The sequence below is a fragment of the Caulobacter sp. 05L422 genome, from assembly GCF_056397765.1.
The window spans coordinates 73,380-90,982 of record NZ_JBFTOB010000013.1; the positions used below are offsets into that span (position 1 = coordinate 73,380).

At 69.4% G+C, this 17,603-nt stretch carries 20 protein-coding genes; 19 read left to right on the forward strand and 1 reads right to left on the reverse strand.

The window, feature by feature from the left end; translation table 11 throughout:
- Window positions 1–21 precede the first annotated feature (21 nt).
- On the reverse strand, window positions 22–333 hold the full coding sequence (locus AC1DMQ_RS13845; protein WP_477034137.1) for a hypothetical protein: 312 nt from the start codon (window positions 331–333) through the stop codon (window positions 22–24).
- Window positions 334–440: 107 nt separating this feature from the next.
- Here AC1DMQ_RS13845 and AC1DMQ_RS13850 point away from each other — a divergent pair, with 107 nt between their 5' ends.
- The 19 genes from AC1DMQ_RS13850 (at window position 441) to folP (ending at window position 17,602) form a co-directional block, all read left to right on the forward strand.
- Window positions 441–1,196 carry a YebC/PmpR family DNA-binding transcriptional regulator gene (locus tag AC1DMQ_RS13850; RefSeq protein ID WP_477034138.1) on the forward strand — a complete coding sequence of 252 codons (756 nt, stop codon included), beginning with the start codon at window positions 441–443 and terminating at the stop codon, window positions 1,194–1,196.
- A gap of 222 nt (window positions 1,197–1,418) precedes the next feature.
- Window positions 1,419–2,084 (forward strand): MgtC/SapB family protein, encoded by a 666-nt coding sequence (locus tag AC1DMQ_RS13855; protein WP_477034139.1) that lies wholly within the window; start codon window positions 1,419–1,421, stop codon window positions 2,082–2,084.
- A gap of 104 nt (window positions 2,085–2,188) precedes the next feature.
- Complete coding sequence (locus tag AC1DMQ_RS13860) at window positions 2,189–2,863, forward strand: hypothetical protein (protein WP_477034140.1); 675 nt, start codon at window positions 2,189–2,191, stop codon at window positions 2,861–2,863.
- 64 nt (window positions 2,864–2,927) lie between these two features.
- Window positions 2,928–3,863, forward strand: coding sequence for a nucleoside hydrolase (locus AC1DMQ_RS13865; protein ID WP_477034141.1), 936 nt, complete (start codon window positions 2,928–2,930; stop codon window positions 3,861–3,863).
- Between the two features lie 87 nt (window positions 3,864–3,950).
- Complete coding sequence (gene ruvC / locus AC1DMQ_RS13870; RefSeq protein WP_477034213.1) at window positions 3,951–4,472, forward strand: crossover junction endodeoxyribonuclease RuvC; 522 nt, start codon at window positions 3,951–3,953, stop codon at window positions 4,470–4,472.
- Between the two features lie 13 nt (window positions 4,473–4,485).
- A complete protein-coding gene (gene ruvA, locus AC1DMQ_RS13875; protein WP_477034142.1) occupies window positions 4,486–5,097 on the forward strand; it encodes a Holliday junction branch migration protein RuvA in 612 nt (203 codons plus the stop codon).
- 136 nt (window positions 5,098–5,233) lie between these two features.
- Complete coding sequence (gene ruvB / locus AC1DMQ_RS13880) at window positions 5,234–6,280, forward strand: Holliday junction branch migration DNA helicase RuvB (protein WP_477034214.1); 1,047 nt, start codon at window positions 5,234–5,236, stop codon at window positions 6,278–6,280.
- Window positions 6,281–6,775, forward strand: a complete 495-nt coding sequence (locus AC1DMQ_RS13885) for a hypothetical protein (protein WP_477034143.1) — start codon at window positions 6,281–6,283, stop codon at window positions 6,773–6,775.
- On the forward strand, window positions 6,759–7,202 hold the full coding sequence (locus tag AC1DMQ_RS13890) for a YbgC/FadM family acyl-CoA thioesterase (RefSeq protein WP_477034144.1): 444 nt from the start codon (window positions 6,759–6,761) through the stop codon (window positions 7,200–7,202). Before AC1DMQ_RS13885 ends, AC1DMQ_RS13890 begins: the two co-directional genes overlap by 17 nt.
- Before the next feature lie 349 nt (window positions 7,203–7,551).
- A complete protein-coding gene (gene tolQ / locus AC1DMQ_RS13895) occupies window positions 7,552–8,250 on the forward strand; it encodes a protein TolQ (RefSeq protein ID WP_477034145.1) in 699 nt (232 codons plus the stop codon).
- Between the two features lie 4 nt (window positions 8,251–8,254).
- Window positions 8,255–8,785 (forward strand): ExbD/TolR family protein, encoded by a 531-nt coding sequence (locus AC1DMQ_RS13900; RefSeq protein ID WP_477034146.1) that lies wholly within the window; start codon window positions 8,255–8,257, stop codon window positions 8,783–8,785.
- Between the two features lie 11 nt (window positions 8,786–8,796).
- Complete coding sequence (locus AC1DMQ_RS13905; protein ID WP_477034147.1) at window positions 8,797–9,597, forward strand: energy transducer TonB; 801 nt, start codon at window positions 8,797–8,799, stop codon at window positions 9,595–9,597.
- A 12-nt stretch (window positions 9,598–9,609) separates the two neighbouring features.
- On the forward strand, window positions 9,610–10,905 hold the full coding sequence (tolB, locus tag AC1DMQ_RS13910) for a Tol-Pal system beta propeller repeat protein TolB (protein ID WP_477034148.1): 1,296 nt from the start codon (window positions 9,610–9,612) through the stop codon (window positions 10,903–10,905).
- A 188-nt stretch (window positions 10,906–11,093) separates the two neighbouring features.
- Complete coding sequence (gene pal / locus AC1DMQ_RS13915; protein ID WP_477034215.1) at window positions 11,094–11,663, forward strand: peptidoglycan-associated lipoprotein Pal; 570 nt, start codon at window positions 11,094–11,096, stop codon at window positions 11,661–11,663.
- A 143-nt stretch (window positions 11,664–11,806) separates the two neighbouring features.
- Window positions 11,807–12,679: a tol-pal system protein YbgF gene (gene ybgF / locus AC1DMQ_RS13920; protein ID WP_477034149.1), complete on the forward strand. Its 873-nt coding sequence runs from the start codon at window positions 11,807–11,809 to the stop codon at window positions 12,677–12,679.
- Between the two features lie 34 nt (window positions 12,680–12,713).
- Window positions 12,714–14,024 carry a tRNA lysidine(34) synthetase TilS gene (gene tilS, locus AC1DMQ_RS13925; protein ID WP_477034150.1) on the forward strand — a complete coding sequence of 437 codons (1,311 nt, stop codon included), beginning with the start codon at window positions 12,714–12,716 and terminating at the stop codon, window positions 14,022–14,024.
- 76 nt (window positions 14,025–14,100) lie between these two features.
- A complete protein-coding gene (ftsH, locus tag AC1DMQ_RS13930; RefSeq protein ID WP_477034151.1) occupies window positions 14,101–15,975 on the forward strand; it encodes an ATP-dependent zinc metalloprotease FtsH in 1,875 nt (624 codons plus the stop codon).
- Window positions 15,976–16,097: 122 nt separating this feature from the next.
- Entirely contained in the window at window positions 16,098–16,586 is a 489-nt protein-coding gene (locus AC1DMQ_RS13935; protein WP_477034152.1) for a YbjN domain-containing protein, read from the forward strand.
- Between the two features lie 197 nt (window positions 16,587–16,783).
- Window positions 16,784–17,602 (forward strand): dihydropteroate synthase, encoded by an 819-nt coding sequence (gene folP / locus AC1DMQ_RS13940; RefSeq protein WP_477034153.1) that lies wholly within the window; start codon window positions 16,784–16,786, stop codon window positions 17,600–17,602.
- Window position 17,603 lies beyond the last annotated feature (1 nt).

A 17,603-nucleotide genomic window follows, 5' to 3' on the forward strand; every position in this document is an offset into this window, starting at 1 on the left:
CGCATGCGCCTGTCCCCAGCCCTAGCGCCGCGGTTTGGGCTCCGACACGCGGCGCACGATCAGCTCGTCGATCTCCAGCCGTCGGATCCGGGCCTTGCCGATCGACAAGCGTCCGATCGCCAGCGCGCCGATGGCCAACGCCCCCACCGCCAAGGCCCCGACCGCCATGCCGCCCAGCGCGGCCGCGCCCGTCGACAGCGCTCCGGTCGCGGCGGCGCCCGTCGAGATCGCCGAGGGCTTGTGGGCCGCGTGGATCGCGTCCTGGTCCTGCGCCTCGAGAGCCCCGAGGCGAGCCGGATCGAACGGTTCGGACAGAAAATCGGACGGGGTCATCAAACGTCTCCAACGCGGGCCTGCAGCTTGGAGGATGACAATATGGGGCGCCAAGCGCTAGAAGCGCGCCCTACCTTTCACTTCGCAGATCAGAGAAGAGCCTCCGAATGGCCGGCCACTCGAAATTCAAGAACATCATGCACCGCAAGGGCCGCGCCGACGCCGCGCGCTCCAAGCTGTTCTCCAAGCTGTCGCGGGAAATCACCGTGGCGGCCAAGGCGGGCCTGCCCGATCCGAACATGAACCCGCGCCTGCGCCTGGCCGTGAACAACGCCAAGGCCGAAAGCCTGCCCAAGGACGTCATCGACCGCGCGATCAAGAAGTCGCAGATGGGCGACGCGGCCGACTATTCGGAAATCCGCTACGAGGGCGTGGCCGCCGGCGGCGTCGGGATCATCGTCGAGGTGCTGACCGACAACAAGAACCGCGCCGCCGCCAACGTCCGCTCCTACTTCACCAAGATGGGCGGCAACATGGGGGCCACCGGCTCGGTGACCTTCAACTACGACCGCGTCGGCCAGGTCAGCTATCCGGCCAAGGCCGCCAGCGAAGACGCCATGATGGAAGCCGCCATCGAGGCCGGCGCCGACGACGTGGTGTCGGACATGGACGAGGAGGGCGAGGGCCACACGGTCTACACCGCCTTCGAGGACCTCAACGAGGTGGCCGCCGCCCTGGAAGCCAAGTTCGGCCCGGCGTCGAACACCAAGATCGCCTGGCGTCCGAAGATGCAGGTCCCGGTCACCGGCGACGCCGTGGCCACCTTGATGAAGCTGCTCGACGCGCTGGACGACGACGACGACGTCCAGGCCGTCTACTCGAACGAAGAGATCAGCGACGAGGACGCCGCGAAGCTGGGCTAGGTCCTTTCCTTCTCCCCTTGCGGGAGAAGGTGTCGGCGCAGCCGACGGATGAGGGGTCTCTCAAACACTGACGCCGCGCTCAGCCTGACCGCTGGCGCGGCGTTTGCGTTCATCGACCCCTCACCCGACCTCCTTCGGAGGCCACCCTCTCCCGCAAGGGGAGAGGGAGCGAGAGGGCGATTCATCCGTTCACGCCCTATGGACACGCCCCTGCAGCTCGCCATGCCCATCCTCGGCGCCCTGGTCGCCGGCGGGGCGATCGGGTTCGAGCGGGAGTATCGGGCCCGGCCGGCGGGGTTGCGCACCCACATGCTGGTGGCCCTGGCCTCGGCCCTGCTGATGCTGGGCGCGGTGCACCAGATCACCTGGCTGGAGGGCGCGCCCAACGAGGTGGTGCGGATCGATCCGGTCCGCATGGCCCACGGCATCCTGACCGGGGTCGGCTTCCTGTGCGGCGGGGTGATCTTCCAGCAGGGCGCCTCGGTGCACGGCCTGACCACGGCGGCGTCGCTGTGGATCACCTCGGCGATCGGCACCCTGTTCGGCGTGGGCCTCTACGAGTTGGCGGTCGGCGGCACGGTGCTGTCGCTGGTGGTGCTCAGCAGCGCCCGCTGGCTGGACCGCCACATGCCGCAGAAGAACTTCGCCGAAATCACCGTGCGCTCGCGCCGCGAGGCCTTGATCGACGAGCCCGAGCTGCGGCGCCTGCTGGACGGTTTCGACCTGGAAGGCGCCCGGATCTGCCAGAAGCTGGCCGACGGCGGAGCGGTGTTCGAGCTGTCGGGGCCGTTCTCCGGCAGGGGCGTGCTGCGCCTGGACGCCCTCTCGGACGTCCTGCGTCGCGACCCGCGCGTGTTGGAGTTCGACATTCAACCCCGGAAAGACTGAAAATCAGGGATTCCCTGATTTTCTTCTCGGCCGCCCACCTGGCCCTGAGCGGATTCCTCAAGCTGGAGTGTTTGGTTCCGGGGCTGTCAGGGCTGGGGAACGTCATGGAACGTCTTCGCTTCCGAACGATGGGGGAAATCCTCTACGAGGTGATGACCGGGCTGCTGTTTTACCCGCGCACCCTGTGGCGGGTGCTGTTGTGGCCGGCCGAGGCCCTGACCCCCTCGCAGGCGGGACGGGATGAGGCCGGCGCGAACGCCGCGGGGGCGCCGCCCGACCTGATCAGCCCGCCGCTGTTCCTGGTGATCTCCATCCTCCTGGCCCACGCCCTGGACCTGTTCCTGCGCGGCCAGCTGGGCGAGGCGGCGGTGTCCTCGGGGCTCGGCCCGCTGCTGTTCCGCGCCCTGGCCTTCAGCCTGTTCCCGCTGGTGATGGCGGCGGGCACGCTGCGGCGCCAGGGCCGGCCGATCGACCACGCGACGCTGCGCGAACCGTTCGAACTGCAATGCCTGTGCGCCGCGCCCTTCGCCCTGTCGCTGTCGGTGGCCGTCATCCTGATCGGCTCGTCGACCGCCTCGACCCGACTGGCGGGCGTGGCGATCGGTCTGGCGGCGGTCGCCTGGTACCTCAGCGTCCAGACCCGCTGGCTGCACCATCGCCTGGCCGTGGGCGGTTTCCAGGCTTTCCGGACGGCGACCTGGCTGTTCGTGGTGGCCTCGTTCTGCTGCCTGCCGCCCGCCCTGCTGATCCTGGGGCCGCCTCATCCGGAAGGGGGCTGAAAACCCGCGCTCCGAACGGCGGAGCGGCTTCCCGGCGCCCGTCCGGCCGCGCTATGCTGGGTCCATGCCGCTGCGCTTGCACATCGATACGGACTGCGGCGTGGACGACGCCCTGGCCCTGGCCATGCTGGCGCGCTCTCGCGACGCGGTGGAGATCGTTTCGGTCTCGGCGGTGTTCGGCAACACGTATGTCGATCAGGCCGCCGCCAACGCCCGGGGCGTGCTGCGCCTCGCGGGCTGTCCGGCCGAGGTCTATATCGGAGCCGGTTCCGGGGTGGCCAAGCGACGCGTCGAGCGGATGCGGCCGGCCCACGGCGTCGACGGCCTGAACGGCGCCGGCTTTTCCCAACGCTGGAAGCTGCCCGAACTGGACCGGGGGCAGGGCGGCTCCCTGCTGGCCTTCCGGGCCCGGGCCAAGGTGGCGGGATTGTTCCTGGGTCCCTTGACCAACCTGGCCCAGGGCCTGCTCGAGGATCCCGGCGCCTTTCGCGGCTGGCGGCCGACCGTGATGGCCGGGGCCTTCGCCGTCGAGGGCAAGGCGGCGGGCGGGGCCGACTTCAACAGCTGGAGCGACGCCGAGGCCCTGGCCCGGGTGCTGGAGCGCGGGGTCATGCCGCGCCTGGTGCCGCTGGACGTCAGTTCCCAGGTCGCCCTGACCGCCCAGGCCATGGCCGAGGGCGCGGCCACGTGCGGTTCGCCGCTGTCGGCGCGGCTGAACAAGGCCATGGGGCCGTACATGGCCTTCCACCGCCGAGCCTGGGGCATCGAGGCCGCCTGCCATCCGCACGACGCGGTGGTCGCCGCCAGCCTGGTGGCCCCCTCGCTGTTCGTGTTCGAGCCCGTGCGCCTGCGGGTGATGACCGACGGCGAGCACCAGGGCCGCATCGAGCGGATCGACGGCGAGCCCAACGCCGAGCTGTGCGTCTCTGTCGACGTCGCGGCCGTCGAGGCCCTGCTGCTGGCCCGGCTGTTCTGCGCCCCGGCCCTGAACCCCGCCTGAGGGACCAAGCTTAAGGTTTCGTTAGCTAAGTCGCGTGTTTTGCTGGATCGCGCCTCCGCCTTTTCTTCGGGCGGTTTCCAGGCGATGGTGCGAGAACACATGATGAACGCGAATCGCATCCCGATCCGGATCCTGGGGCTCGACCCCGGCCTGCGCCGCACCGGCTGGGGCGTGGTCAGCGTCGAGGGCTCGCGCATGAGCCACGTCGCCCACGGGGTCATTGTCCCCGACGAGAAGGCCGACTTCGCCTCGCGCCTGCTGCACCTGTTCGAGGGCATCTGCGCGGTGATCGACGAGCACAAGCCCGACGAGGCGGCGGTCGAGGAGGTGTTCCTCAACACCAACGCCCAGTCGACGCTGAAGCTGGGCCATGCCCGCGCCGCCGCCCTGATCGCGCCCGCGCGCGCCGGTCTGTTGGTGGCCGAGTATTCAACCCGCCTGGTCAAGAAGGCGGTGGTCGGCACCGGGGCGGCCGACAAGGCCCAGATCGGCTTCATGATCGCCCGCCTGCTGCCCACCGCCGGCAAGACCACGGCCGACTGCGCCGACGCCCTGGCCGTCGCCATCACCCACGCCAACCTGCGCGTCGCCAACCGGAGAGTGGCATGATCGCCAAAAAACTATGATTGGGCGCTTACGTGGGGCCGTCGCCGAGGTCGGCGAGGAAGAGGCGCTGATCGACGTGATGGGCGTTGGCTATGTCGTGCGCTGCGGGTCGCGGACCCTGCAACGACTGCCGGCCCTGGGCGAAGAGGCCCTGCTGCATATCGAGAGCCAGTGGAGCGAGAGCGCCGGCCTGCGCCTGTACGGCTTCGGCACGCGCGAGGACCGCAAGGCGTTCGTGCTGCTGCAGGCCATCCAGGGCGTGGGCCCCAAGGCGGCCATGGCGGTGCTGGACGTGCTGTCGCCGGCCGAGCTGGCCAGCGCCGTGGCGCGCGAGGACAAGGCCGCGGTGGGCCGCGCCTCGGGCGTGGGGCCCAAGCTGGCCCTGCGGATCGTCACCGAGCTGAAGGACAAGCCGATCACCGACGGTCCGGTGTTCATGGGGGCGCCGACGGCCGCTCCGGCGCCCGCCAAGCCGGCCCCGACCGGCGACGCCGTGGCGGCGCTGATGGGCCTGGGCGTGGCAGAGGTGAACGCGCGGCGGGTGGTGGAAGCCGCCGCCGCCAAGCTGGGTGACGAGGCGACGGTCCAGGCGCTGATCAAGGCCGGGCTTCAGGAGTTGGGGCGGTGACCATGAAGCACTTGCCCCCTACGGACCGCTTCGCGGTCGTCTTCCCCCATAGGGGGAAGAGGTCGCGCGCATGTCGTCCTCCGCCCCCTATGGGGGCGGACAGACGGCGAAGCCGTCAGGTGGGGGCAAGTCGGCCATGACCCGGATCATTTCTGGCGAGGCCCAACAGGGCGAAGCCATTCCGACGTCGTCCGACCGCGCCATGCGCCCCCAGACCCTGGCCGAGTTCGTCGGTCAGGAGCAGGCCAAGGGCAATCTGCGGATCTTCATCGAGGCGGCCAAGGGCCGGGGCGAGGCCCTGGACCACGTGCTGCTGTTCGGCCCGCCCGGCCTGGGCAAGACCACCCTGGCCCAGATCGTCGCCCGCGAGCTGGGCGTGAACTTCCGCGCCACCTCCGGCCCGGTGCTGAACAAGGCCGGCGACCTGGCGGCGATCCTGACCAATCTGGAAGCCAACGACGTCCTGTTCATCGACGAGATCCACCGCTTGCCCTCGACCGTGGAGGAGATCCTCTATCCGGCCATGGAGGACCACGTGCTGGACCTGGTGATCGGCGAGGGGCCCTCGGCGCGGTCGATCCGCATCGACCTGGCGCCGTTCACCCTGGTGGCGGCCACGACGCGGGCCGGCATGCTGGCCACGCCCTTGCGCGACCGTTTCGGCATCCCGATCCGCCTGGAGTTCTACACCCCGGCCGAGCTGCGCCACGTGCTGCTGCACGCCGCCCGCAAGATGGGGACGCCGCTGTCGGACGACGGGGCCGACGAGATCGCCAAGCGGGCCCGGGGCACGCCCCGCGTCGCCGGCCGCCTGCTGCGCCGCGTCCGCGACTTCGCCGCCGCCGACGGGGCTCCGATCATCGACCGCAAGGCCGCCGGCCTGGCTCTGGCCCGGCTCGAGGTCGACGAGAGCGGCCTGGACAGCCTGGACCGCCGCTACCTGCGGGCCATGATCGACAACTACGGCGGCGGCCCGGTGGGCGTCGAGACAATCGCCTACGCCATCGCCGAGGCCCGCGACGCGGTCGAGGACGTGATCGAGCCCTATCTGATGCAGCAGGGCTTCATCCAGCGCACCCCGCGCGGGCGGATGGCCTGCGGCAAGGCCTATCTGCACCTGGGCCTGACCGAACCGGTCTCGGCCCCGAAGATCGTGCAGGGCGGGCTGTTCGGGGAGGACTGAATGAGCTGGATTGATCGACGTTGGCGGTTCGAAACGACCCTGACGCCCGAGGAATGCTCGGCGCGCCTGCGCCCGGCCATCGACGGCTACTTCTCGCTGTTCGGCGGCAAGGCCGTGATCGGCCACGCCAACATCTCGGGCGCGGGCCTGCACAAGCGGATCTGGTACAACAACTCCTTCCGAACCGTGCTGACCGCCCGCTTCCAACGCAACGGGACCAAGACACTCGTCGAATGCCGCACGGGCATGAGCGTCTTCACCATCGGCTTCATGGTCGTCTGGTGCGGCGGGGTCCTGTTGATCGGCGGGGGCATCGCCTTCAGCGCGCTAAGCGATCCAAGCCTTGGCGCGGGAAGCTTCGGATTGGCCTTGTTTCCAGTCGCCATGATCGGGTTCGCCGCGGCGATCGTCGCCTTTGGCCGCTGGCTTGCCAGGGACGAGGCCGAGTTCCTGGACGCGTTCCTGCTGAGGAGGCTCGATGCCGCTCGCACCTGAACCCACCGCCGGCGTCTTCGACGGCCGCGAGCACCAGCTTCCGGTCCGCATCTACTACGAGGACACCGACTTCTCCGGCATCGTCTACCACGCCAACTACCTGCGCTATTTCGAGCGGGGGCGCAGCGACTTCTTCCGGATGATCGGGATCTCGCACACCGCCCTGCACGCGGCCGACACCGCCTTCGCGATCGTCCGCATGGAACTGGACTTCAAGCGGGCGGCGCGGATCGACGACGCCCTGGTGGTGCGCACCACCTACGACCGCGTGAAGGGCCCGCGGCTGTTCGTCAGCCAGAGGATCACCCGCGGCGAGGAGCTGATCTGCCAGGCGGCGGGGGAGGCGGTCTGCATCACCCTGGACGGCCGGCCGCGCAAGCCGACGGCGCAGATGCTGGCCCAGATGGCGCCTTGGCTTGAGGCCTAGGGCCGCCCCCGAGCCCGTCATCCTCGGATTTGTTCCGAGGACCCCAGGTCCGCCGCGCTGTCGTTTGGAGTTTGCTCGGGACCTCACCGCTCCACGGATCTTCTTCTTCGCCACCGAAGCAGCGGTCTTCGGAACAAGTCCGAGGATGACGGGCGTTTTGGGCGTTGAGGAGGGCGAAGGGCGGAACGCGGTGAAGCTCAGGGCTTCACCATCAAAAAACCCGCTCCCCCGCCGATTGTCATAGTTTCACCATTGCCCCGCTTCATGTCAGTAAGGGCGCAACGGAACCCCGGAAGGTGCGCTATCAACCTTCCACGATACTGACGCCCCAACGGAGCAGGACCCCCGCATGGACGCCGCCGCAGACCCGCAGAGCTTTTCCTTCATTTCGCTGTTCATGCAGGCCGACTGGGTCGTGAAGGGCGTGATGGTCGGTCTGATCCTGGCCTCGCTGGGGTCGTGGGCGGTGATCATCGACAAGCTGTTCCGCTTCTCGTCGCTGAACAGCGCCGCCAACCGATTCGAGGATCAGGTCGGTTCGGGCCAGGGGCTGGAGGAGGTCGCGGCCCAGGCCGGCGCCAATCCGCGCCATCCGCTGCCGCGCATGCTGCAGCTGGCGCTGAAGGAATGGCGCGACGCCAAGACCAAGGGCCCCGTGGGCGAGGCCCAGGCCGCGTTCCTGATCCAGCGCATCGACCGGATGATGGACACCCTGATCTCGCGCGAGACCGGCAAGGTCGAGGAAGGCCTGGGCAGCCTGGCCATCGTCGCCACCGCCAGCCCGTTCATCGGCCTGTTCGGCACGGTCTGGGGCATCATGCACGCCTTCCAGAACATCGCGATCTCGAAGAACACCTCGCTGGCCGTGGTCGCCCCGTCGATCGCCGAAGCGCTGTTCGCCACCGCCATCGGCCTGATCGCCGCCATCCCGGCCTATATCGCCTACAACAAGTTCTCGACCGACGCGGGCAAGTTCGCGGGCCGGCTGGAGAACTTCGCCGACGACCTTTCGACGGCCATCCAGCGCCGCCTGAGCGAGCGGGTCTAGTCGCATGGCGATGTCAGCCAACGACGCCTTCGCCACCGGCGGCCGTCGCGGCCGCCGTCGTCGCGGCCGCCGCGGCAAGGGCGCCCTGTCCGAGATCAACGTCACCCCGCTGGTCGACGTGATGCTGGTGCTGCTGATCATCTTCATGATCAGCGCCCCGCTGCTGACCGCTGGCGTGCCGCTGGAGCTGCCCAAGACCGAGGCCGCCGCCCTGCAGAACCAGCAGGAGCCGATCACCGTCTCGATCAAGGCCGACGGCGCGGTGTTCATCGGCGAGGGCGAGGTCCCGTTCGCCGAACTGGCCCCGCGTATCTCGGCGATCGCCGGCGAAGGCTACGACAAGCCGATCTTCGTGCGCGCCGACGGCAAGGCCAATTACGCCACCGTCGCCCAGGTGATGGCGGCGCTGTCCAACGCCGGCTTCGCCAAGATCAACCTGCTGACCGACACCGGCGGCCCGTCCTCGGGCACGGCCCCCAAGGCGGCGGCCGGAGCCGAGGGTTCGGACGCGGGCGCCCTGCGTCCGGCGCAGTAAGGGTGGACTCGGTGAGGCGCGAGCGCACCAATTTCTCCCCGGCCTTCGTCGGGTCGATCGGCCTCCACGTCCTGGTGGTGGCCGCGATCCTGATCGGCCCGTGGAAGCCGTCCAAGCCGCTGGTGATCGGCGAGAGCGTGCCGGTGACCATCGTCACCGAGGGGCCCACCAACGTGCGGCCGGCGATCGAGGACGTCGTCGACCAGACGGCCCAGACCGAGGACCCGACGCCCGAGGCCGATCCGCAGCCGCCGGCTCCGGTTCCCGCCCCGGTCCCGACCCCGGCCCCCGCGCCGCCCAAGACCGCCGCGCCCGTTCCGAGCCCCAAGCCGACCCCGACCAAGCCGGCCAAGGCCAAGCCCGAGCCCGACTTCTTCGCCTCGCTGGAAAAGACCTTGGCCAAGACGCCCAAGGCGGCCGGCAAGCCGGTGGCGAACGCGGCCCGAGGCCCGACCCGTCCGGAGACCGCCACTCAGGCCCGTCCGGGCGCGGGCGCCATGACCGGCCTGCAGGCCTCGGCGATCAACGGCATGAAGGACGAGATCCAGCGCCGCTGGAATCCCAACTGCGAGGTCGAGGGCGGCTCCAGCGTGGTCGTGACCCTGAGCTTCCGTCTGGCGGCCGGCGGCCGCGTCGCCGGCCAGGTCACGGCGGGCGGCAAGGAACATTCGTCCGACCCGGTGGTTCGTACGGCGGCGGAGCGCGCCATCCGCGCGGTCTACCAGTCGGCCCCTTTCCCCAATCTTCCCCCCGAATACTATGCCCAGGAGTTGTCGCCGACGTTCAAGGCGAAGGACGCCTGTGGCGGCTAGCAGGAGACAGAGATGAGAACCCTATTTCGCGCGATCGTCGTCGCCGTCGCGGTCTTTCTCGGCTCCTCGACGGTGGTCCAGGCCCAGATCGCCTTCGACATCGACAAGGGCGCGGTCAAGCCGCTGCCCGTGGCCATCCCCGCCTTCTCGGGCGGCGGGCGCGGGGCCGAGATTTCGCAGGTCATCGCCGCCAATCTCGAGCGCTCGGGCCTGTTCCAGCCGCTGAACGTCAGCAACGTGGCCGACAAGCTGACCGACGCCAATGTCCAGCCGCGTTTCCCCGACTGGCAGGCGACCGGGGCCCAGGCCCTGATCAACGGCCAGGTGACGGTCGGCGCCGACCGCGTGCTGCGCGTCGACTTCCGCCTGTGGGACGTCTTCAGCCAGCAGCAGCTGCTGGGCTTGCAGTTCACCTCGACCGAGGAGAACTGGCGGCGCGTGGCCCACAAGATCAGCGACGCGGTCTATGAGCGGCTGACCGGCGAGAAGGGCTATTTCGACACCCGCGTGGTGTTCGTCGCCGAGAGCGGCAGCAAGGTGGCCCGGGTCAAGAAGCTGGCGATCATGGACCAGGACGGCGCCAACCCGCAGTACCTGACCGACGGCTCCTACATCGTCATGACCCCGCGCTTCTCCTCGACCAGCCAGGAGATCACCTACATGGCGCTGCGGCCCACGGGGTCGAGCATCTACCTGACCAACCTGGAGACCGCCCGCACCGAGACCATCGGCAAGTTCCCGGGCATGGTCTTCGCCCCGCGCTTCTCGCCGGACGGCAGCAAGGTGGCCTTCTCGGTCGAGAAGGGCGGCAATTCCGACATCTACGTGATGGACCTGCGCAGCCGGCAGTCGACGCGGATCACCACCGACCCGGCCATCGACACCTCGCCGTCGTTCTCGCCGGACGGCAGCCGGATCGTGTTCAACTCCGACCGCGGCGGCCAGGCCCAGATCTATGTGATGAACCTGGACGGCAGCGGCGTGCGGCGCATCTCGTACGGCGGCGGCCGCTACACCACCCCGGTGTGGAGCCCGCGCGGCGACTTCATCGCCTTCACCAAGCAGACCGGCGGCGAATTCCACATCGGCGTGATGCGGGCCGACGGCGGCGACGAGCGCCTGCTGACCACCAGCTACCTGGACGAGGGCCCCACCTGGGCCCCCAACGGCCGGGTGCTGATGTTCTCGCGCGAGAGCTCCAGCGGCAATTCGCGGCTGTGGACGGTGGACATCACCGGCCGGATCCTGCGCCCCGCCGCCTACCAAGGCGCCGCTTCCGACCCTGCCTGGTCTCCCTTGCTGGATTGATTCACGCGACTTTTTGGCAACCTTCACCGTAAAGGCGCGTTGCCCTAGAGTCGTTCATCCGACGTTCACCCGGCAGGTGAAAACAGGTGGGTGTGCGACATTCTGACGCCATTGTGAGGCGATAGGTACGATTTGGCGCGGCGCCGCAAAGGCTTCACGCGCTAGAAGTATGAACCTTGGCCGTGGACTTGAGGAGAAACTGGATGAGCTTCGACACCCAACGCGTTGCTAGACTGGCGATGATCGGTCTGGCGGCCGCCTCGCTCGCCGCCTGTGCTTCGCGGCCGAAGCCCGCGGGCCCCGCGGCTCCGCAGCCGCAGCCGGAGCAACCCATGCCCCCGGCCCAACAGCCGCAGGTCCCGCAGTCGCCGGTCAACCAAGGCCCGCTGCCGGGCACGGTGCAGGACTTCGTGATCAACATCGGCGAGCGGATCTATTTCGCCACCGACAGCTACGACGTCACCACCGACGCCCAGGCCGTGCTGGCGGCCCAGGCCCAGTGGCTGAACCGCTATCCGGCCGTGCGCGTGCGCATCGAAGGCAACGCCGACGAACGCGGCACCCGCGAATACAACCTGGCCCTGGGCGCCCGCCGCGCCAACGCCGTCCGCGAATTCCTGGTCGGCCAGGGCGTCTCGGGCTCGCGCATCGAAAGCCTGTCGTACGGCAAGGAACGCCCGATCGATCCGGGCACCAGCGAAGACGCCTGGGCCAAGAACCGCAACGCCCGCACCGCCATCACCGACGGCGCGCGGTAAGTGACTGAGCGCCCTTCCCTCGCGGGAAGGGCCGGCTACCCTGTCACCCCGGATCGTCCTTGCGGGCCGTCCGGGGTGACAGTCGTTTTCAGCGGTCGCGATCCGGCCGCACTTTTGTCCGCAACCGGGGCATAATCGTCGACATGAAGCTGAAAACCGCTCTGCTCGTCTCCGTCCTGGCGCTCACCGCTGTCCCGGCCGTGACCTCGATCGCCCTGCCTTCGGCGGCCATGGCCCAGACCGCCATGCCCGATCCGCTGGATGACCGCTCGGTCAAGCGGCTGGACAAGATGGAGAAAGTGGTCCGCGAACTGCGGGCGATCGTCTTCCAGGGCCGCGACACCGGCAAGCCGGTCGTCGTCCAGGCCGCCGAGACCGACGCCCAGATCGCGGCGCTGTCGGAAAAGCTGACCGATCTCGAACAGACCCTGACCCGGCTGAACGGCCAGAACGAGACCCTGACCCACGACCTGGACCAGGCGCGCCGGAACGGCGAAGGCGAAAAGGCCCGCGCCGACGCGCTGGACCAGCGCCTGGCCGCCCTGGAAAAGCGCATCGCCGACCAGGAGGCCGCCGCGGCCGCCGTCGTCGCCGCCGCGCCGGTCGCCGCCGCGGCCCCCGCCTCGACCGATCCGAACACCGCCTTCAAGTCGGCCCGCCAACTGCTGCTGGACGGCGACTACGGCGCCGCCGAACAGGCCTTCGCCGGCTATGTCGAGGCCTTCCCCGACAGCGCCAAGGCGCCCGAGGCCCGCTACTGGCTGGGCGAGACCCAGTTCGTCCGCGAAGCCTATTCCGATGCAGCGGGAAGTTATCTGGGCGCGGTGCGCGGCTGGCCGCAGACCAGCTGGGCGCCCGACGCGGTGCTGAAGCTGTCGCGCTCGCTGGTGGCCCTGAAGAAGCCCGCCGACGCTTGCAAGACCCTGGACGAACTGACCCGCCGCTACCCCAAGGCCCCGACCGCCGTCACCGCCAAGGCCACGAGCACCCGCGTCCAGGCCAAGTGCGCGACGTAGGCGTCGTGCTGATCTGGTGAGGGAAGGGGCAGGCATGACCTTCCCATCCTTCACCGCCGCTCTCGATCGCCGCCTGCGCCCCGACACCGCCGCGCCGCTGGCCGTGGGCTTCTCGGGCGGCGGCGACAGCCTGGCCCTGCTGATCCTGACGCTGGACTGGGCCCGGGCCCATGGCCGCGCCGTGGTGGCGCTGACCGTCGACCACCAGCTCAATCCCGCCAGCGCCGCCTGGACCGTCGACGCGGTCGTCAAGGCCCGCGCGCTGGGCGCCGAGGCCCGCGCCTTGGCCTGGACCGGACCCAAGCCGATCACCGGCCTGTCCGCCGCCGCTCGCACCGCCCGCCACGCCCTGCTGGCTGACGCCGCCCGGGCGGCCGGAGCGCGCGTCCTGCTGCTGGGCCACACCGCCGACGACCTCGCCGAGGCCGCGCTGATGCGGGGGGAAGGCTCGACCGTGTCGGACCCTCGCGAATGGTCGCCGTCGCCCGCCTGGCCCGAGGGGCGGGGCGTGTTCGTGCTGCGGCCGCTGCTGGCGGCGGGGCGCGGCGAGATTCGGGACTGGCTGGCGGCGCGGGGCGAGGCCTGGCTGGACGATCCGGCCAACGAGGATCCGAGGTCGGTCCGGGCGAGGGCGCGACGTGATCTTCAACAAAACGGGCTGTCATCCCGGATGAGCGCGCAGCGCGAAGATCCGGGACCGCCGGAAGCGCCGCGCTCCGCATCGATCCCGTATCTTCGCTTCGCTACGTCCGGGATGGCAGAGCACGGCTATGTCGTCCTCCCGCGCACCGCCCCCGCCGCCCATGTCGCCGCCGCGTGCCTGTGCGCGGCCGGGACGTCGCAACCGCCGCGCGGCGAGCGGCTCCAGCGGCTGGTCGAGCGGATCCGGGGCGGCGAGAGCTTCACCGCCACCCTGGCCGGGGCGCGGATCGAGGCGGCGGGGGAGGGGGTAAGCTTCTTCCGCGAACCCGGCGAAGCGCGCAGATCAGGTCCTCCCCCCACCGATCCTTCGGATCGCCTCCCCCACGGGGGGAGGGTCTTGGAAACGCCCTTGCCGCCCAACCGGACGATCGTCTGGGACGGCCGCTACGAACTCACCGCCGCCGCGCCAGGCCTGACCATCCGCCCCCTGCAGGGCCTCGCCGCCCGCCTGCCCGCGGCGCAACGCCAGGCGCTGAAAGGCCTTCCGGCCGCCGCCCGACCGGGCCTGCCGGCGGTGCTGGCCCCCGATGGGACGTTGACTTGCCCGATCCTTGCAGAGGCGAAAGCGACGCGAGCGCGTTGTCTTGTCATGGATCGTTTTGAGGCGGCGACGGGCCGTGTCGATCAAGAACCCGCGACATGATATCCCGCGCGTGGCGAAATCGGCCGGACCATCCTATCTTGGAAGGTCAGAGACTATCGTTGGGAAGACAACGCGTATGAATTTCAAGACCCTGGGCATCTGGGCGACGATCGTGGTGGTGCTGGTCATGGCCTACACCGTCGTGAGCCAGGGCGGTAAGCCCGGCGGCAACGGCGAGGTCAGCTACTCGCAGTTGCTCAAGAACATCGACAGCGGCGAGGTCAAGAAGGCCGACATCAGCGGCGACGTCGTCAAGGTCGAGCCCAAGACCGGCAAGCCCTACAACGTCAACGTCCCGCCGAACTCCGAGGACCTGGTCAAGCGCCTCGAGGCGCGCGGCTCGACGATCGTCTATCAGCGCAACACGTTCAGCCTGCTGGGCCTGCTGTTCCAGATGCTGCCGATCCTGCTGCTGATCGGCGTCTGGATCTTCTTCATGCGCCAGATGCAGGGCGGCACCAAGGGCGCCATGGGCTTCGGCAAGTCCAAGGCCCGGCTGCTGACCGAGAACAAGAACCGCGTGCTGTTCGACGACGTCGCCGGCGTCGACGAGGCCAAGGAAGAGCTGCAGGAAGTCGTCGAGTTCCTGAAGGACCCGGCCAAGTTCCAGCGCCTGGGCGGCAAGATCCCCAAGGGCGCCCTGCTGGTCGGCCCTCCCGGCACCGGCAAGACCCTGATCGCCCGCGCCGTCGCGGGTGAGGCCGGCGTGCCGTTCTTCACCATCTCCGGTTCGGACTTCGTCGAGATGTTCGTCGGCGTCGGCGCCAGCCGCGTGCGCGACATGTTCGAGCAGGCCAAGAAGAACGCCCCCTGCATCATCTTCATCGACGAAATCGACGCCGTCGGCCGCCATCGCGGCGCCGGCCTGGGCGGCGGCAACGACGAGCGCGAGCAGACCCTCAACCAGCTGCTGGTCGAGATGGACGGCTTCGAGGCCAACGAAGGCATCATCCTGATCGCCGCCACCAACCGCCCCGACGTTCTGGACCCGGCCCTGCTGCGTCCGGGCCGCTTCGACCGCCAGGTCGTGGTGCCCAACCCGGACGTGATGGGCCGCGAGAAGATCATCCGCGTGCACATGAAGAACGTGCCGCTGGCCGCCGACGTCGACGTCAAGACCCTGGCCCGCGGCACCCCCGGCTTCTCGGGCGCCGACCTGGCCAACCTGGTCAACGAGGCGGCCCTGACCGCCGCGCGCAAGAACCGCCGCATGGTCACCATGCACGACTTCGAGCACGCCAAGGACAAGGTCATGATGGGCGCCGAGCGTCGCTCGATGGCCATGAGCGAGGACGAGAAGAAGCTGACGGCCTATCACGAGGGCGGCCACGCCCTGGTGGCCCTCAACGTCGCCGTCGCCGACCCGGTCCACAAGGCCACCATCGTGCCGCGCGGCCGCGCCCTGGGCATGGTCATGCAGCTTCCCGAGGGCGACCGCTACTCGATGAGCTTCGACATGATGACCTCGCGCCTGGCCATCATGATGGCCGGCCGGGTGGCCGAGGAGCTGATCTTCGGCAAGCACAAGATCACCTCGGGCGCCTCCAGCGACATCAGCGCCGCCACCAGCCTGGCCCGCAACATGGTCACCCGCTGGGGCTTCTCCGACGAGCTGGGCACCGTGGCCTATGGCGACAACCAGGACGAGGTGTTCCTGGGCCACTCGGTGGCCCGCACCCAGAACGTCTCGCCCGAGACCATGATGACGATCGACGCCGAGGTCCGCCGCCTGGTCAAGGGCGGCGAGGACGAGGCCCGCCAGATCCTGACCGAGAAGCTCGCCGAGCTGCACCAGGTGGCCAAGGCCCTGCTGGAGTTCGAGACCCTCAGCGGCGACGAGATCATCAACGTGATGAAGGGCATCCCGCCCGTTCGCGTCGAGGACGAGAGCAACAAGATGCCGACCGGTCCGACAGCCTCGGTGCCGGTGTCCACGGGCGTCACCGCCTAGGGCTTCCGTCGAAACGGAGTTGGAAAAGCCGGACCGGTTCGCCGATCCGGCTTTTTCTTTGCGTGTCACATCGGGCGGACTAACCTGAGCCTTGGCCGCGACGCGCGGCGGGGAGGCATGACATGAACAAGAAGGCGATCATCGCCCTGGCGGCCGCTGCGGCGTCCCTGGCCCAATTCTCTTTGGGGAGCGCGGCCCACGCCCAGGCCATCGACAAGGAAGGCATGACCGGCCCGGAAGTGTCGGCCTGGCTGCAGAAGGGCGGCTACAAGGCCGAGCTGACCAAGGACGACGGCGGCGATCCGCTGATCAACAGCGCCGCCGACGGCCAGACCTTCAAGATCTATTTCTACGACTGCAACGAGGCCAAGCGCTGCAAGGCCCTGCAGTTCTCGGCCGGCTTCGACCTGAAGACCCCGCTGGCGCTTGAGAAGGCCAACGAGTGGAACCGCAAGAACCGTTATCTGAAGGTCTATCTCGACGACGACGGCGACCCCTACGTCCAGTACGACGTCAACGTGAACGCCGGCCGCACGATCTCGGGCCTGGACGACGACTTCGGAGTCTGGACGGGGATGATCGGCGATTTCACCAAGTTCATCGACTGGTAGGCGGGCTGCTTTCGGATTCCCACAAAACCCCGCTCATCCCGGCGAATGCCGGGACCCGGATCCCTTAGCGGTGTGGATGATTGGAAGCGCTCAGCGCCCTTGGCGTCAGCCACCCCGCCATTCCATCTGGGTCCCGGCATTCGCTGGGATGAGCGGATCGGTGGGAGCGAGAGCAAACCTGTTCTAGAACCCCATCCATGACCGCCGCCCACCCCCGCCCCCGCGTCATGGGGATCGTCAACGTCACGCCCGACAGCTTCTCGGACGGCGGGCGGTTCTTCGATCCGGCCGCGGCCCTGGACCAGGCGCGGCGGCTGATCGACGAGGGGGCCGACATCCTCGACATCGGCGGCGAAAGCACCCGGCCCGGCGCGACGCCTGTGCCGGCGGCCGAGGAGATCGCCCGGGTCGTCCCGCTGATCGAGGCGATCCGCGCCGCCAGCGACGTCGCGATCTCCATCGACACCATGAAGCCCGCCGTGGCCCGCGCCGCCGTCGCCGCCGGGGCCAGCCTCTGGAACGACGTCGCCGCCCTGCGTTTCGCTCCGGATGCCCCCGAAGTCGCGGCCGAGCTGGGCTGCGAGGTGGTGCTCATGCACATGCTGGGCGAGCCCGGGACGATGCAGGACGCCCCGCGCTACGACGACGTGGTCGCCGAGGTCGAGGCCTTCCTGCTGGCCCGGGCCTTCACCGCCATGGCCGCCGGGGTCGAGCGCGAGAAGATCTGGCTGGATCCGGGCATCGGCTTCGGCAAGACGCCCGCCCACAACGTGGCCCTGCTGGCCGCCCTGCCGCGCTTCGTCGCCCTGGGCTATCCGATTTTGCTGGGCGCCAGCCGCAAGCGCTTCATCGCCTCGCTGGATCCGTTGGGCGCCGAGCCGACGGCGCGCCTGGGCGGTTCGCTGGCCGCCCACCTGCACGGCGCGGCGGCCGGCGTGGCGGCGGTGCGGGTGCACGACGTTCGCGAGACCGCCCAGGCGCTGACGGTGTGGAGCGCGATCGGGGGCAGGGTTTAGG

Bases quoted from the DNA above. Each gene is read 5' to 3' on its own strand.
- AC1DMQ_RS13845 (WP_477034137.1), bottom strand. From the start codon at position 333: ATGACCCCGTCCGATTTTCTGTCCGAACCGTTCGATCCGGCTCGCCTC.
- AC1DMQ_RS13850 (WP_477034138.1), top strand. From the start codon at position 441: ATGGCCGGCCACTCGAAATTCAAGAACATCATGCACCGCAAGGGCCGC.
- AC1DMQ_RS13855 (WP_477034139.1), top strand. From the start codon at position 1,419: ATGCCCATCCTCGGCGCCCTGGTCGCCGGCGGGGCGATCGGGTTCGAG.
- AC1DMQ_RS13860 (WP_477034140.1), top strand. From the start codon at position 2,189: ATGGAACGTCTTCGCTTCCGAACGATGGGGGAAATCCTCTACGAGGTG.
- AC1DMQ_RS13865 (WP_477034141.1), top strand. From the start codon at position 2,928: ATGCCGCTGCGCTTGCACATCGATACGGACTGCGGCGTGGACGACGCC.
- ruvA (WP_477034142.1), top strand. From the start codon at position 4,486: ATGATTGGGCGCTTACGTGGGGCCGTCGCCGAGGTCGGCGAGGAAGAG.
- ruvB (WP_477034214.1), top strand. From the start codon at position 5,234: ATGACCCGGATCATTTCTGGCGAGGCCCAACAGGGCGAAGCCATTCCG.
- AC1DMQ_RS13885 (WP_477034143.1), top strand. From the start codon at position 6,281: ATGAGCTGGATTGATCGACGTTGGCGGTTCGAAACGACCCTGACGCCC.
- AC1DMQ_RS13890 (WP_477034144.1), top strand. From the start codon at position 6,759: ATGCCGCTCGCACCTGAACCCACCGCCGGCGTCTTCGACGGCCGCGAG.
- tolQ (WP_477034145.1), top strand. From the start codon at position 7,552: ATGGACGCCGCCGCAGACCCGCAGAGCTTTTCCTTCATTTCGCTGTTC.
- AC1DMQ_RS13900 (WP_477034146.1), top strand. From the start codon at position 8,255: ATGGCGATGTCAGCCAACGACGCCTTCGCCACCGGCGGCCGTCGCGGC.
- tolB (WP_477034148.1), top strand. From the start codon at position 9,610: ATGAGAACCCTATTTCGCGCGATCGTCGTCGCCGTCGCGGTCTTTCTC.
- ybgF (WP_477034149.1), top strand. From the start codon at position 11,807: ATGAAGCTGAAAACCGCTCTGCTCGTCTCCGTCCTGGCGCTCACCGCT.
- tilS (WP_477034150.1), top strand. From the start codon at position 12,714: ATGACCTTCCCATCCTTCACCGCCGCTCTCGATCGCCGCCTGCGCCCC.
- ftsH (WP_477034151.1), top strand. From the start codon at position 14,101: ATGAATTTCAAGACCCTGGGCATCTGGGCGACGATCGTGGTGGTGCTG.
- AC1DMQ_RS13935 (WP_477034152.1), top strand. From the start codon at position 16,098: ATGAACAAGAAGGCGATCATCGCCCTGGCGGCCGCTGCGGCGTCCCTG.
- folP (WP_477034153.1), top strand. From the start codon at position 16,784: ATGACCGCCGCCCACCCCCGCCCCCGCGTCATGGGGATCGTCAACGTC.